At 31.9% G+C, this 14,940-nt stretch carries 16 protein-coding genes, 2 tRNA genes and 1 other RNA gene; 8 read left to right on the top strand and 11 right to left on the bottom strand.

Going from position 1 to position 14,940, the window contains the following annotated elements; all coding sequences use genetic code 11:
* Positions 1–19: 19 nt before the first annotated feature.
* Positions 20–2,395, bottom strand: a complete 2,376-nt coding sequence (lon, locus tag OQH62_RS03515; RefSeq protein ID WP_266013864.1) for an endopeptidase La — start codon at positions 2,393–2,395, stop codon at positions 20–22.
* Positions 2,396–2,404: 9 nt separating this feature from the next.
* Complete coding sequence (gene bamD, locus OQH62_RS03510) at positions 2,405–3,052, bottom strand: outer membrane protein assembly factor BamD (RefSeq protein WP_266013862.1); 648 nt, start codon at positions 3,050–3,052, stop codon at positions 2,405–2,407.
* A gap of 440 nt (positions 3,053–3,492) precedes the next feature.
* Between bamD and fliW the strand changes: the two genes are divergently transcribed.
* Genes fliW through OQH62_RS03485 form a run of 5 tightly spaced genes read left to right on the top strand, consistent with a single transcriptional unit; the run spans position 3,493 to position 6,043 of the window.
* On the top strand, positions 3,493–3,891 hold the full coding sequence (gene fliW / locus OQH62_RS03505) for a flagellar assembly protein FliW (protein ID WP_266013860.1): 399 nt from the start codon (positions 3,493–3,495) through the stop codon (positions 3,889–3,891).
* A complete protein-coding gene (locus OQH62_RS03500) occupies positions 3,884–4,618 on the top strand; it encodes a pyrroline-5-carboxylate reductase (RefSeq protein WP_266013858.1) in 735 nt (244 codons plus the stop codon). Before fliW ends, OQH62_RS03500 begins: the two co-directional genes overlap by 8 nt.
* Entirely contained in the window at positions 4,618–4,920 is a 303-nt protein-coding gene (locus tag OQH62_RS03495; protein ID WP_266013856.1) for a type II secretion system protein, read from the top strand. Before OQH62_RS03500 ends, OQH62_RS03495 begins: the two co-directional genes overlap by 1 nt.
* Positions 4,917–5,591, top strand: a complete 675-nt coding sequence (locus tag OQH62_RS03490; RefSeq protein WP_266013854.1) for a hypothetical protein — start codon at positions 4,917–4,919, stop codon at positions 5,589–5,591. Before OQH62_RS03495 ends, OQH62_RS03490 begins: the two co-directional genes overlap by 4 nt.
* Positions 5,588–6,043: a hypothetical protein gene (locus OQH62_RS03485; protein WP_266013853.1), complete on the top strand. Its 456-nt coding sequence runs from the start codon at positions 5,588–5,590 to the stop codon at positions 6,041–6,043. Before OQH62_RS03490 ends, OQH62_RS03485 begins: the two co-directional genes overlap by 4 nt.
* Positions 6,044–6,051: 8 nt before the next feature.
* Here OQH62_RS03485 and OQH62_RS03480 read toward each other — a convergent pair.
* Both OQH62_RS03480 and OQH62_RS03475 read right to left on the bottom strand, forming a co-directional pair.
* A tRNA-Met gene (locus OQH62_RS03480) sits at positions 6,052–6,127 on the bottom strand.
* Positions 6,128–6,134: 7 nt separating this feature from the next.
* Positions 6,135–6,210: transfer RNA gene (locus OQH62_RS03475), tRNA-Gln, on the bottom strand.
* 86 nt (positions 6,211–6,296) lie between these two features.
* Between OQH62_RS03475 and OQH62_RS03470 the strand changes: the two genes are divergently transcribed.
* Both OQH62_RS03470 and OQH62_RS03465 read left to right on the top strand, forming a co-directional pair.
* The gene (locus tag OQH62_RS03470; RefSeq protein ID WP_266013852.1) at positions 6,297–7,325 is read left to right on the top strand and encodes a bifunctional 3,4-dihydroxy-2-butanone 4-phosphate synthase/GTP cyclohydrolase II; all 1,029 of its coding nucleotides are present in this window, start codon (positions 6,297–6,299) and stop codon (positions 7,323–7,325) included.
* Entirely contained in the window at positions 7,325–7,768 is a 444-nt protein-coding gene (locus tag OQH62_RS03465; protein WP_266013851.1) for a GatB/YqeY domain-containing protein, read from the top strand. The genes OQH62_RS03470 and OQH62_RS03465 overlap by 1 nt, the downstream gene beginning before the upstream one ends.
* Before the next feature lie 227 nt (positions 7,769–7,995).
* On the opposite strand, the gene efp is transcribed toward OQH62_RS03465, so the two are convergent.
* The gene (efp, locus tag OQH62_RS03460; protein ID WP_266013850.1) at positions 7,996–8,565 is read right to left on the bottom strand and encodes an elongation factor P; all 570 of its coding nucleotides are present in this window, start codon (positions 8,563–8,565) and stop codon (positions 7,996–7,998) included.
* A 121-nt stretch (positions 8,566–8,686) separates the two neighbouring features.
* On the opposite strand from efp, the gene rnpB reads away from it, so the two are divergent.
* Positions 8,687–9,015: RNase P RNA component class A (gene rnpB / locus OQH62_RS03455), an RNA gene on the top strand.
* Here rnpB and OQH62_RS03450 read toward each other — a convergent pair.
* The 6 genes from OQH62_RS03450 to hemC all read right to left on the bottom strand — a co-directional run bounded on the left by OQH62_RS03450 (position 9,003) and on the right by hemC (position 14,818).
* Positions 9,003–9,272 carry a hypothetical protein gene (locus tag OQH62_RS03450; protein ID WP_266013849.1) on the bottom strand — a complete coding sequence of 90 codons (270 nt, stop codon included), beginning with the start codon at positions 9,270–9,272 and terminating at the stop codon, positions 9,003–9,005. The genes rnpB and OQH62_RS03450 overlap by 13 nt on opposite strands.
* Complete coding sequence (gene fliS, locus OQH62_RS03445; RefSeq protein WP_266013848.1) at positions 9,250–9,636, bottom strand: flagellar export chaperone FliS; 387 nt, start codon at positions 9,634–9,636, stop codon at positions 9,250–9,252. Before fliS ends, OQH62_RS03450 begins: the two co-directional genes overlap by 23 nt.
* A gap of 8 nt (positions 9,637–9,644) precedes the next feature.
* Complete coding sequence (fliD, locus tag OQH62_RS03440; protein ID WP_266013847.1) at positions 9,645–11,576, bottom strand: flagellar filament capping protein FliD; 1,932 nt, start codon at positions 11,574–11,576, stop codon at positions 9,645–9,647.
* A 1-nt stretch (position 11,577) separates the two neighbouring features.
* Positions 11,578–11,934: a FlaG family protein gene (locus OQH62_RS03435; RefSeq protein WP_266013846.1), complete on the bottom strand. Its 357-nt coding sequence runs from the start codon at positions 11,932–11,934 to the stop codon at positions 11,578–11,580.
* Positions 11,935–12,072: 138 nt separating this feature from the next.
* Positions 12,073–13,878: a menaquinone biosynthesis decarboxylase gene (locus tag OQH62_RS03430; RefSeq protein WP_266013845.1), complete on the bottom strand. Its 1,806-nt coding sequence runs from the start codon at positions 13,876–13,878 to the stop codon at positions 12,073–12,075.
* A gap of 10 nt (positions 13,879–13,888) precedes the next feature.
* Positions 13,889–14,818 carry a hydroxymethylbilane synthase gene (gene hemC / locus OQH62_RS03425; RefSeq protein ID WP_266013844.1) on the bottom strand — a complete coding sequence of 310 codons (930 nt, stop codon included), beginning with the start codon at positions 14,816–14,818 and terminating at the stop codon, positions 13,889–13,891.
* Between the last annotated feature and the right edge of the window lie 122 nt (positions 14,819–14,940).

Raw genomic sequence — 14,940 nt, 5'->3', positions numbered from 1 at the left:
TAGGCAGTTTGTTAAGGACTTAAATTAAAGTATGCTTTAAAACCTCATCGAAGGTGCTTACAGGGATAATTTGCATATTGTCTTTTACTTCATCAGGAATATCTTTTAAATCCCTTTCATAATTTTTCTTTGGAATAAGAACTTTTTTAATATCAGCTTTATAAGCAGCAATAAGCTTTTCTTTTAAACCCCCGATGGGTAAAACTCTACCTGTAAGATCAATTTCTCCAGTCATAGCAACATCAGCACAAACTTTTTTTTCACTAAATACTGAAGCTAAAGCTGTACTCATTGCAATCCCGGCACTTGGTCCATCCTTTGGCGTAGCTCCATCTGGAACATGAAGATGAATATTGTACTGATCATAAACATTATTTTTATTTTCTCTAACAAATTTTTTAGGAACAAGAATTTTTCCTTCATCGATAAGCACTTTAATTACGCTAAAAGCTATTTTAGCTGATTCTTTCATCACTTCACCTAAACTTCCTGTAAGGGTAAGCTCTCCCTTGCCCTTTATTTTAACAGCTTCAATTTTCAACACATCTCCGCCTACACTCGTCCAAGCCAGACCATTAACTTGTCCTACACGATTTTCTTCATCATGTTTTTCTATTTCAAAAACTTTTTTATCCAAAAATTCACTGATGTTTTTACTTGTAATTGTAACTTTCTTTCGCTTTTCAAGCAAAAGTTTCTTCACGCTTTTACGGCAAAGTTCAGCTATTTTTCGTCGCAAATTGCGCACTCCAGACTCTCGTGTATAATCACTAATAAGAAGCTCTATGGTTTCGTTATTAATAGCAAACTCTCCTGTTTTTAAACCGTGTTTTTTTAGCTCATCAGGTATTAAATATTTTTTAGCAATATGAAATTTCTCACTTGGAGTATATGAACTCAATTCTATAAATTCCATTCTATCGCGTAAAGGTCCTGGAATACTGCTAATATCATTAGCAGTAGCAATAAAAATCACTTTGCTTAAATCAAGATGAAAGTTAAGATAATAATCGCGAAATTTAGAATTTTGCTCAGGATCTAAGATTTCTAACAACACAGCAGAAGGATCGCCACGAAAACTACGGTTCATCTTATCTATCTCATCAAAAACAACTACCGGATTCATTTGATTTGCCTCTATCAATCCCTGCGTAATACGTCCTGGCATAGCTCCTATATAAGTACGTCGGTGTCCACGTAACTCATTGACATCTTCAAGCCCACCTAAGGCTATACGCACAAGCTCTCTTTTTAAAGCCTTAGCAACAGAATTAGCTAAAGAAGTTTTGCCTACACCTGGAGGTCCATAAAGGCAAAGTATTACTTTTGCTCCATCTTTATCAGCTATGGCTCTTTTTTCCAAAAGCTCACGCACAGCAAAATACTCTTCAATACGTTCTTTTGGCTTTGTAAGTGCATAATGATCATTATTCAGCTGTTTTGCAACTTCTTTAATATCAAGTTTTTTTCTTGAAATCCTCTCAAAAGGAATATCTAAAGCAGTTTCGATATAAGTTTGTATCATCGAAGATTCTGAATTATCCTGATGGATACGTTCGAATTTTTCTATTTGTTTTTTAATCTCCTTATAAGCATCCTCGTGCATAAATTTCTTTTTAGAATCAAGTTTCTTTCTATATTCTCCAAGCTCATCTTCCTTTTGAGTATCAGAACCAAGCTCTTTTTGAATTTGCCTTAGCTGCTCTTTCAAAAAATATTCTTTATTTACTTTATCAATACGCGAATGGACTTTATTTTTAATCTCTTTTTGAATTTTATTATTTTCAATCTCTTGCATTACCAAATCAATAAGCTTTAAAAGTTTCTGCTCTAAATTCGTAAGAATGAAAAATTCATAAGCGTTTTGTTTCTTTATGCGTATGGTATTTAAAATGAGATCACAAATTCTTGAAGCATCTAAACCCTCATCAATAGTTCTCAAAAGATCTGGGGAAAAATAAAGACTAATATTTGCTAAAATACGAACTTTTTCCTTTAAAACATCAAGCAAAGCTTCTTTTTTTGTGTTTTCTATACTCTCCTCTTTAATGAGATCTACAACAGCCTCCAAAGGCTTTTTTGAAAGTTCTTTAAGAATTCTCCCTTTAGCATACCCCTGAAATAAAATTTTCACTCGTCCATCAGGCAAAGGCACTTTACGCATAATTGTCCCTATAACTCCACAATCATAAATTTCATCAAAACTTCTTCCATTTTCAATTTTCGAAGGACTAACAAAAAGCATAGTATCATTCTTAATAGCAAGCTCTAAAGCTTTCATATTTGCAGAATCATTGATAAAAATCGGAGTGATCATAAAAGGATATAAAAAAAGCTCATCTTCAACTAAAATAGGAAGCTTTGTTGGATAATTTTGTATTTCTTCAATATGCATTTTCATTCCTTAAAATTTTTCAAATATACTTCTATACCAAGGGAGTTCAGGTTTAATAATACTTTTGCGATAAAACTCATTCTCTTCAATTCTTTGTTTATAAACTTCATATCCTTCTTCTTTTTTTGTCCGCCTATATAGATCAGCTATCGTGTCATCAAGATAATACACAGCCAAATTAAATTTAGTTAGCATAGTCTGAACTAGGGGTTCATATTGAGTATAGGGGTATTCTTTTAAAAAAGTGTCTATCTCATTTTGACTTTCAAGCATTAAAGATTGGTTACGATTTGGTACAGCAAAAGCATCAAATTTAGCTTTGATTTTAAGATAGCGAATATAATCAGCATTACGTGAAGTAGCAAATTTTTTGTTGTATTCATCAAGATAAAATTCTGCAAGTTGATATTCTTCTTCGGCTATATGTGCTTGTGCTAAGATAATAAGAGTACTTTCAAGCAATGCATTAGCTATATGCTCACTCGCCATTCCATTATAATGCTGATCAGCCTTCTCCAAATCTCTACTTTGTAAATCTTTAATAATTTGTTTATACCAAGCTTGCGCACTTAGATTGTAAAGTTCTTCTTCGGATTTTACACTACAAGCAGCTAATAAAACACCAACTAGAAGAAATAAAAAAATATTCTTTTTCATAAAATCTTTAAACCTCTATTTTCAAAAATTAAAATTATTTTTAAGTTTTCCTTAAAATCAAATCGATTGTTGGAAAGTTTTTGTGCCATTATAATAAATTTAAATAAATTCTCTTTCCTGCCTTTTGAAAAAAGACTTTAATTTCTTTCATTAACTTAAAAAAATGAAATTATACCTAGCTTCGAATATTATTACAATAATAACACAGTTAAATATTTAATTTTCATTTCTTTCAAACAATAATGTAAATATCAAATTGTCTTTTATTGAATAAAATCTCAATATTCTAAAATATTAATATTTGTTTTTTTATAATTATTTTTTAGTTACAACAACCCCCAAATCCTCATTTGTACTTTTGGCTGAATTTTAACGAATTTCAATTTATTATTGTTTATTTTATGCTAGAATTAAGCAATATTAAATTCGAGGAGAGAAAAATGACCCTAACAGTTAAATGTCCAATATTAGGTTTCGAAGAGACCAAAAGTATGGAATTTTCAACTATTGATGAGGTATTTGTAAAACTAAAAAGTCTCGATGGGAAAGAATTTTCTTTTGTACTTATTAATCCTTATTTAATTAGACCTGATTATGAATTTGACATACCCACTTACTATCAAGAACTCCTTAATTTAACCCCAGAGTCAAATATGAAAATTCTTAATATTGTAGCTATCGCTAAGACTATTGAGGAATCTACGATCAATTTTTTAGCACCTGTTGTGATCAATTTGGACAACAACACTATGGTTCAAGTTATCTTAGACACAGCAGCTTACCCAAATTTCTATCAAGCCGACCAAATTTCTAACTATATCCAAAAAAACAATGTCTGAACTATGCATACTTGCAAACGGAGCAATGGCAAATGCTTTAGCTTATGGTTTGAGAGACAATTATAAACTTACCATTGTAGGAAGAAATCCTATCAAACTTGCTGAATTTCACAACAATGGCTTTAAAACACTCCTTTATAAAGATTTTGAAATACAAGGAAAAGATGTCATACTTGCTTTCAAACCCTATGCTCTAAAAGAAGTTGCACACTTTTTACAAGGCGAGGCAAGAATCCTTTTGTCTGTACTAGCACAAACAAATTTTGAACAACTCCAATGCATAAAAGCACAAAATTATGCAAGAATTATGCCAAACATAGCTGCAAGATACAAAGCTTCTGCAACTCCTTATATTCTTTACAACTCCCATTTTAAAGATGAAATTCTTACTATCATCAATACCTTTGGTAAAGCCTACGAGCTTGATGATGAAAAACAAATGAGTGCTGCTATGACTATAAGTGGCTGTGCTCCAGCATTTTTAGCCATTATAGCTGAAAGCATAGCTGGAAGTGGAGTTTATGAGGGTTTAAGCAAAAATTTAAGTATGAATATAACACAAGGGCTTTTTGAAAGCTTCGCAAAACTTTTACAAAATGAACATCCAGCATTCATCAAAGAAAACATTTGCTCACCTGCTGGAGCGACAATTAAAGGTGTGAAAATTTTAGAAGAAAAAGGTATTCGCGGAACTTTTTTTGAAGCTCTCAATGCAAGTACAAAATAATGAAAAAAGCATTTTCTCTTATAGAGCTTAGTGTTTCTTTAATCGTTTTAGCAATAGCTCTTAGCGGAATTTCTCGCTTATACTTTCATTTATACCAAAATTACAGCTCTGTAAAACTTTTTGAAAGGCTTTATTCTCTAGAAAATGAACTCTATGAAACTCCAAAAACAAGAGCTTTAAAGCTTGAGAGTTCCATCTTACAAACTGTACATTTTACAGAAGAATTTGCAAAAGACTCTCTGTTTGAATTCACAAGATTAAAAGCACAGAATCACGATTTTAAAATATATTTTAAAGAATGAAACACGCTTTTACTTTATTTGAATTTGTCATTACTCTTGTTCTTTTTGCTCTTATCAGCACTTTTCTTTCTAAGGCTTTCATAGAATTGCATCATCTCTCTTTTAAAAGTTTGCAAACAATCGATACTATCATAAAAGCAAATTTCACACTTTTACAAATAGAAAAACTTCTAAAACCTTGTATTAACATACACTTTCAAGCAAATACTCTCCATTGTCTTTTAAAGGATGAAAATTTTCTTGAGCTTGAAAATTCTAATCCCACTCTCATTAATTCCACACTTGTTTTAGAACAACAAAATGGGACTTTCTATTCTCCAAAAAGCGATTTTTTAGCCCAAATTAAAAATAAAAAAGCCCTTTTTGCTACAAAACAAGATACAATTTATGCTCTTGTCGATGGCAATATTACTCAAATACCTTTCCAAGATTCTCAAAAACTTCTTCATACTTTTAACCATTTTATCCCTTTGCTTGCACGTTTAGATCTAAAACTTGAAAATAGTCAAATTCTTTATGAATTAAGACCTCAAATTGATAACGATACTTTTAAACAAACAGGCATACTTGCGCAAAATGTCAGCATTTTAGAATTGACATCAAACAAACTTAAAATTTGTCTTCAAACAGAAAATAACCAACAATGTCTTGAAAAAAGGCTTACTCTATGAAGAAAGCATACATTTTGCTTTCTGTTATTTTCTTTACAATACTCATAAGCTTTTGTATCAATTTTAATTTCATTCTTTCAAATTATTCGCCACGTTTTGTGCGAGACACTTTTTACTACCTTAAAGCAAATATTCTCATTCAAAATGCCAAAGAATTAGCACAGTATCTTTTATATGAAGCAAAAAATCAAGGAAAAGAATGTCTCAACTCCATTACTCTAAACTATCCAAAAACTAACGACAGATTAAATATCGAATACTTCTATCCGATTGCAGAATGTAAAAACTTTAAAATTACAGCCCTTAATACAGATGCAAATGTAAGTAAAGACGGACTTGTTATAGCTTATGTAAGCATTGCCTTAAATCAAAACACCAATGTCAATGATGAAATTTTTCTCAATAAAAGAGTTTTACTTTGGACAAAAGAAGATTTTTGGATCAAAAAATAAGAAAACACTGGTTGCGAAGGGGAGATTTGAACTCCCGACCTCCGGGTTATGAGCCCGATGAGCTAACCACTGCTCTACTTCGCGTCATAAATGGATGGGGTAAAGGGATTCGAACCCCTGAAATGACAGGACCAAAACCTGTTGCCTTACCGCTTGGCTATACCCCAATATCTTTTTGAGCTACGATTATAATTTATTTTAATCGATTTGTCAAGAAAGTAAGACTATAATATACCAAAAACAAGGAAGAACAATGAAATTTCTTAATGTTGAACAGGCTATTGAAGATTTAAAAAATGGCAAAATGCTTGTAATGGTAGATGCTGAAGATAGAGAAAATGAAGGAGACTTGATCTTTGCTGCCCAACACAGTACACACGAAAAAGTCAATTTTATGATCAAAGAAGCAAGAGGGGTCGTTTGTGTAGCCTTAAGCCAACAACTTGCGAAAAAATTTGAACTTCCTTTAATGGTATCTAAAAATACCTCAAATCACGAAACAGCTTTCACTATAACTGTCGATTCTAAAGAGGCGAGCACAGGAGTAAGCGCAAAAGAACGTGATATGACAATTCGAATTTTTGCCGATGAAAAAGCTGTAGCAAATGACTTTGTACGTCCGGGGCATATTAATCCTCTTATTGCTAAAAAAGGTGGTGTTTTAGAAAGGACAGGACATACTGAAGGTACTGTTGATTTATGTCGTTTAGCAGGATTGAAAGAAGCGTGTGTTATTTGTGAAATTGTAAAAGATGATGGGACTATGGCTCGCAGAAAAGACTTAGAAGAATTTTGCAATAAATACAAACTTGGAATGATAGCCGTTTCAGACCTCATAGAATACAGGTTGAAAAACGAAAGTCTTATTTACTTGCTTGAAGAAAGTGAAACTCTGCTTGCTGGTTTTGGAGCTCAAAAATATATCTTTAATGACCATAATCAAATGCAGCATATTGCTTTTTGTTTTGGCAAACCCAAAAAAACTGAAAATGTAAAATTCCATATTAGCGGTAGTGATTTTGAGCTTTTAACCTCGCAAAAATTTTCAAAACTTTTAGAACAAATTCAATTTTTAGCTGAAAATGGCGGTATTATCATTTTTATGCACGGAGAAAAATCTAGCAAAACGCATTTTAAAAACTATGGCATAGGGGCTCAAATTTTACGGTATTTTGGTATAGAAGAAATTCAACTTTTATCAGAAAGTTGCGATAAAGATTTTATCGGCTTAAAAGGTTTTGGATTGAATATAAAAACTTGCAATTTTACAAAGGAAAAGTGATGAAAGTACGAGAAAAAATTTTAAACGATATTAAAGAAGCTATGAAACAAAAAGATGAATTTACACGCGATAGCTTACGAAATTTAAATGCAGCTTTGAAACAAGTTGAAATTGATGAAAGAATAGAACTTGATGATGAAAGAATATACACAATTCTTACAAGTGAAATTAAAAAACGCAAAGAAGCTGCTGAACTTTATTTACAAGGAAAGAGAGAAGATTTAGCACAAAAAGAAATCAAAGAAATAAAGATTCTTGAAAACTATATGCCAAAACAACTTAGCGATGAGGAACTCAAAAGTGGGCTTATAAAATTACTTGATGAATTAAACATTCATTCTTTAAAAGATCTTGGTATTGCAATGAAAGAAGCAAAACAACGATTCAAAGCAAGTGTTGATGGAAAAAGGCTTAATGAAATGCTTAGAACTCTTTTAAAATAAGATGTATTAGCAATATTTCGGTAATAAACTGCAAGTGGCTTTAAAATAATACTATGAATTTTATAAAAGTTTGGATTATTTAAGACTTCATTGTATTTTCTAGGGTTACATTTTATTTTTCTGTCAAAATAAATTCTACAAATTAAAACTTTTAAAGTCTTAAAAAACATCTGTTCTATCTTTAGAGCTTTTCAAAACCTTAAAAAAGACCTTGATTATTTAGTCTTTTATTTATTCGCTCTCTCTATATATTCACCTCTAAGAGTATCAACTCGTATAACTTCACCTTCTAAAATATGAAAAGGAATTTGCACAACAGCACCTGTTTCAAGAGTAGCTGGTTTCTTATTTGAACCTTGAGTGTCGCCTTTAAAATTTGGAGCTGTTTCAATGATTTTTAATTCAACAACTTGGGGCACTTCAACTCCTATTGCCTTACCATTATGAAAAAGTACATTAACCATCATACCATCAATAATCCATTTTTTAACTTCACCAATGTCCTCATAAAGTATTGCAACCTGTTCATATGTTTCAGTGTCCATAAATTGACAATTTTCGCCATCATCATAAAGATACTGCATAGTTTTTTCTTCTAAATTTGGTGCTTCGCACTTATCCCCAGCGTGAAAGGTTTTCTCCAAAACTTTTCCATCAATAAAAGATTTAATCTTAATACGCACAAAAGCAGGACCTTTGCCGGGCTTTACATGCTGATATTCTACAATTTTGAAAGGGATTCCTTCTATTTCTATTTTAAGACCTTTTTTCAAATCACCCATAGAATAAGTTGCCATATTCTTCCTTTTTTAAAAAAATCAAGCCTCAATTCTAACGCAATTTCTTTTAAATTTTAATGAAAAATATACAAAACTTCTTTCTCATTAAAAAATAAACTTATTTTTACTATAATTTTAAAAAGCATAGTAAATGTTCGCTTCTTACAACAAGAAGAGGAAAGTCCGAGCTGCAAAAGACAAACATTCCATCTAACGGATGGCTAGGGTAACCTAAGGGATAGTGCAACAGAAAGCAAACTACCATTGAAAAATGGAAAAGGTGAAACGGTGAGGTAAGAGCTTACCAGCGATTTTGGTAACAATTTCGGCTATGTAAACCCAATGTGCAGCAAGAAGGGATGGTTACAGTCTTTCTATAAAAAACCCTTCGCTTGACTTTGTTTGCAAAAACAAAGCTAGATAAATGAACATTCTCGACAGAACTCGGCTTATCGCTATGCTTTTGTATAAACAAAGGCTTTTTGAAATTTTTGAATCTCAAGAGCCTGTAAAGTCTTTTTCTGACTGATTAAGACAGAGGCTCCCTGCAAAAGTGCCGCTATTTCATTTAAATTCTCTTTGAGTTCTTCTTGAAAATTTTCACTTCCGCTTAATTGCTTTACAAAATTTTTCAAATCAAAAACATCTAAGAGTTTTTCAAGTACAGCCACCTCTTCTTTTATTAAAGCAAGTTTAAATTCATTAATCCAAGTTTTGATTCTCATTGCTATGAACCTCTCTCCAAGCTTCTAATAGACCCTTTGTAACATTAATAACCTCATCAATTCTTGCTTCGTTATTTTCTAAATTTGCCAAAGATAAAAGCTGTATCTCTCTTGTATAAAGCCCACTTAAATAATGAGCTACCTCTCCACCCTTTTCATAATCAAGATTGTTAATAAGCTCTATAAATATGGCAGAAGCTCTTTTTACAAAATACACTCTTTGCTCTATATCTTCATTCCTTATAGCAAATTTCGCACGAGAACAGAAACGTAAAATTCCCTCATATAGCATTTCTACAAGCTTTTGAGGAGTTTCTAAGCCCGCTTGATTTTGAGAGTAAGCATTATAAGCTGTTGTTTGCATTATTCACCTTAATTATTGTTGTTATTATTTGAAGCATTAATCATAGCATTGACTGCTTTCAATTGTGCATCAATTTTTACTAAAATTTTGTTATATGCTAAAAATTGCGCTGTTAGAGTATCATATTTTGTATTGATTCTTTTTTGCTCATTTTCTTTATCTTTATTCAAAGATTTTAATTCTGCTGTTAAACTGTCATCAAATTTTGTAAAAGAACCGTTTTTTCCAGTAATTGTATCTTTTAAAGTATTTTTGAGTTTTAAAAACACCCCTTTACCCTCAATAGGTTCAGCTACAATAGTCTCTTCCTTTAAGCCAAATTGTTGTAAAAAGCTTGCATCACCTTTGATGCTAAAGTCAGAACCATTATCGCTTTTAAAGCGAAGTTTTACGCCCTTGTCGCCATTTTTATCTATTTTCTCAAGATTAACACTTAAACCTTCAATGTTAAAACTATTGATATGATTGACCAAATTTTGAAGCATTTCTTCTTCGCTGTTGCCAGTCAATGTAAATGGCTTCCCATCAAGAGTCCTTGAAAGATCTATGTTTTCATCATTGAAAACAATTTGAAATTTCTTTGCACTAAATGCGATACCATTAGTATAATGACTCTTCAAAGAACCGTCTTTTACAAGCTCACTTTCATAGTTGAGCTCTTTATATTTTGTTACTCCAGCAAAAAAACTTTCCATAAATTCAGGATCTTTTTTCGCTTTTTCCTCAAATTTTGATTTTGAAAAACTCAAAGTCCCAGAATCATTAAGAGTTAAACCATAGTCTTGCAGAGAAACAGCAACCTTTGATTTAATTTTATTACCATCTTTGTCCAAATAACTCCCATCAACATATTGAGATTCAAAAAGTGCTGTAATGAGGGTGGAGCGCAGACTTGTTACTTCTGTAACACCTACAAGCACTCCTTTTATATTATTCTTAGGATCAAACTTAATTGCGGCATCGACATTGGTTATTAAATCATTGTAGGCATTAACAAGATCTTCTAATGCTTTGCTTACAGCTTCATTATCCTGTTCTACATCAAAATTTATATCCCCTATTTTATTTAAAGTTAAAGTAAGTCCAACTGTTAAATCAGTAATGGTATTGCTTGATCTTATCATTTTAACACCATCTAAAGTAAATTCTGCATTCTGAGCAGTTTGGATATGCGAATCAGAATTTTTCAAACCAAAACCACCTTTAAAATCTTTTTCATCTATACTATTGCTACCTGCTTGTGTGCCTTTGTGTAAGTCCCAACCAAGTTTTTTCAAAATATTTGTTGCATAAAAATCTACTTCGTATTTATCATTAACTTTTTTACCATCAAAAAAAGTTATAGTACTATCTTGACCTGTTTCTTTACTTGTGAGTGTAAGTCGATACGGAGTATTTTTCTCTCCGGTATTAATAATTTTTGCAACAATGTTCCCATCAGTAGCCGAAGTGATTTTACTCGCTAAATCTTTATAACTTGTATGCTTATCAACATTAATAACATATTCTTTGCCATTTTGCACCAAAGTGAAATTTGCAGAAGATTTCAAAGAAGAATTAATAATTCCTGAATTATTTTCAAACCCTACACTTTGATAGACATCTTTTTGTGCTAATTGCGTAACACTGACATTCATACTCTGTAAAGCTACCCCATTATTGGCAGTTAAACTTGCAGGAGGATTCTCTTTAATATTTGCATTCACTTTCCTCTTTGCAAAAACAGTTGCATCTCCAAGATCAGAAACAGCAGTCTGAAAACTTAAAAGTTTCGTTTTTAATTCAGTAAAATCCTTTTGTATAGCTGTCTTAGTTTCAATCTGATTAGTATAAAGCTTTAAGCGCCCAGTTTCTTCATTTTTTTTCAGATTATCTATCATATCTTGGTTTAAAACTGTTCCAGCTAAATTTAAGTTTGAAACTGTTCCTGTTGCTGCCATCTTAACTCTCCTTATCGAAAATTATCCCTATAAAATCGCGTAAATGTTCCGCCAAACGCATCGCTTCTTCGCTAGGAATTTGACGAATTTCTTTACCTGTGTTTTTTTCTATCACTTTTATATACATTGAATTTATTTTGTCATTAAACCCAAAACGTACATTAGTATCTAAAACATCCATTTGTTTGTTTAGTTTTTCTGTGAGATTTGCTAATTTCTCACTAATACCTTCTTGAGCATTTTGCTCATCTTGCCTTTGTTGTGCCCCAGTAACCTGTTCAGATGCATCTGTTGTACTAGCAACCGTGCTCTTTTGATTAAAAAAAGCTTGATTAACCGTGTTTAATTTTATATCCATTGAAACTCCTTGTTTCAGAAAAATTTTAGTTTGTTCTAAAAACCAAATCGACATTTTTTCAAAAAATTAAAGAGTTTTTATATTTTTTATAAAAACAAGAAAGCAAAAAGAATGCCAAATTATAGATTCTTTTAAACATTAACCGAAAATTTCAAATTTGTCAAACAATTTTTGTTCATCTTTTATAATATTTCTTAAAATCAAACCCTCAACCACAGACTTAGAACAATCTGTTTGATGAGGCCATTCTCTTTTATAGTCTTCTAAAATACCTTTGGTAGTAGCATCAAGCCCGACTCTTTGCTCTCTGATAAAAATATCTCTTTTAGCATCAATATTATTCACTACACGCCAAAGCAACATATAAGGATTTTCAAGTTTATTTTCCTTATCTAAAAAAACAACAATTCTAAAATGCTTTTTATATTCAAGCAAAGATTCAAAAAGTTCAACTATTCTTTTTTTCTTTTCTAGCAAAACACACACTATAGGACTTTGACTTTTTTTATAAAACTGCTTGAGTGCATACACTTGCATTTTATTTTCAAAAATCTTTTTCAATGTTTCATCATCTACAAGCTCTAAAGTCTCTAAATGTGCTTTAGAACAAGCATCAAGTCCTGCCTTACCGCCAAAGCACGCATTAGCAGAAGCGTGATCAAGTTGGTCGCAAATCCCTTCGCTTAAAAGTATTTTATTTGGATCAAAATTATCTAAAATGTAAGGCACAAGTTCTTCATAATCATCTAATCTTGGTGCTTCTTTATCTACAAAAATAGCGTGTTTGACAAAACTCATCTGTCCTATACCCCAAAAAGCGTGCATAAGCTGATGAGCGTGTCCGGGGTATTTGGTGTGAATTTTTGCTATGATTAAATTATGAAAAACACCATTTTCTGGCATTTTATAATCGATTAAATCAGGAGTACTTGTTCGTAAGAGTGGTAAAAAAACTCTTTCTGTACCAAGTGCCATTACCCTATCTTCTAAAGGTGGTTTCCCTACAACAGTAGCTTGATATATAGCGTCTTTTTTTGCATAAATTTTTTCTACCTTCATTACAGGAAACAGTTCAGCTGGAGTATAAAATCCTGTATGATCGCCAAAAGGTCCTTCGGTTTTAAATTCTTGCAAATCAACATAACCCTCAATAACAATATCACTATCACACGGGACAAATAAGGTATTTTCGCAAGGACTCAATACCGCTCTTTGTTTTTTAATAAAGCCATAAAGCAAAAGTTCAAATATGCCTTTAGGCAAAGGAGCTTGTGCGCACCAAATATATAAAGGATCACCTCCTATAGCTATACTCACTGGCATTTTTTGTAATCCTGCTTCTTTATATTCCTTGTAAAAATTTGCCCCATCTTTGTGAATTTGCCAATGCATTAAAAGCTCATTACTACCACTTATTTGAAGTCTGTACATACCGAGATTATTTTGCGTTTTGTCCAGACTTTGCGTATATACTTGCCCCATAGTAATGAATTTCCCAGCATCTTCTTCCCAAGTTTTTAACACAGGCAACTCATCTAAAGAATTTAAACTTTCATATCTGTATAATGCCCTGTTTGCATTTGTTCTCTTTGGTACAATATTTTTAAGTCCAAAAAGCATTTTTAAAAAATCTATCTTAGCTGAAAAATTTGTAGGAATGTGAAGTTTCGTCAATTGAGTAATTTCACTTTCAAGCTCTTTATAAGGACGAGTAAAAGCTAAATCTAAAGCCTTTTCATTGCAAAAAGTATTCATTAAAACAGGGAATTTGTATTTCTTGCTTTCTTTTTTATTAACAGGATTTGTAAAAAGCAAAGCCTTAGATTCCTCAAACTTTTTGGCTTCTATATAAGCAATATGGGCTATTTCAAGCTCGGTATCAACCGGCTCTTCTATTATTCTTAAAAGATTGTTTTTTTTTAAAAGTTCTATAAATTCTTTCATTATCTTGCCTCTAAATCATATTTTGAGCTTTATTCAAAAGCTCTTTTGCACCTTGTGCTAAAAATTCTTTAGCGAATTTCTCACCAAAAGTCAAAAAATCCTCTTTTGGTATAAATCTTTTTTCCCTCATCATTTCACTTGCATCAGGAAGTCCTAATACAGCCCGTACGCAAATTGTATCTGCATTCAACTCTGCATTAACACCTAAAGGAACTTGACATCCTCCTTCAAGTACACGGATAAAATCTCTTTCTATTGTTGTTTCAATCAAAGTTTTTTCATCATTAAGAAAATCAAGTAAAGAAAGAATTTCCCTATCATCTCTACTTTCTATACCTAATGCTCCTTGCGAGGCTGCTGGAATCATTTCATCTTTTGAAAAAACAAAAACAAAACGCACTTCATTGTGCAAAGCAAGTCTTTCTATCCCTGCTCTTGCTAAAATAATAGCGTCAAAATCACCATTTTTGAGTTTGGAAATACGAGAATTCACATTACCTCTTAAGGAAATAATCTTTAAATCAGATCTTAAAGCTAGAACTTGCATTCTACGTCTTAAACTTGTAGTACCGACTCTCGCGCCCTGTGGTAGATCTTGAAAATCTTTGTATTTTTGACTGAGCATTACATCCTCACTCATTTCTCTTTGCGTTACAGCTGCAAGCTTCAAACCTTGAGGAAAGAAACTTGGCACATCTTTTAAACTATGTACAGCCAAATGTGCTTCTTTTCTCAAAATTGCCTCTTCAAGTTCTTTGGTAAAGAGCCCCTTTCCGCCTATCTTTGCTAAAGGACTATCTAAAAGCACATCGCCTTTTGTTGTAAAACCTTCAACAGAAATTTCAAGATGGGGATATTTTTGCAAAAGCTCTTTTTTAATAAATTCACTTTGCCATACAGCTAAAGCACTTTTACGAGTTGCAATGATAAGTTTTTGCATTGTTTTCCTTTTATTTAACTTTCTTTCATTACAGGTTCTTCAATAAAATTCTATTCTCTTTACAATCCATTTGATAATTTTTCAAAACATTAACACTCTGGATTTTTGAAGAGTTTTAGCCA

This window comes from Campylobacter sp. MIT 21-1684, assembly GCF_026241315.1.
Lineage (GTDB): Bacteria > Campylobacterota > Campylobacteria > Campylobacterales > Campylobacteraceae > Campylobacter_D.
This window is presented reverse-complemented; position numbering and strand designations above follow the sequence as displayed.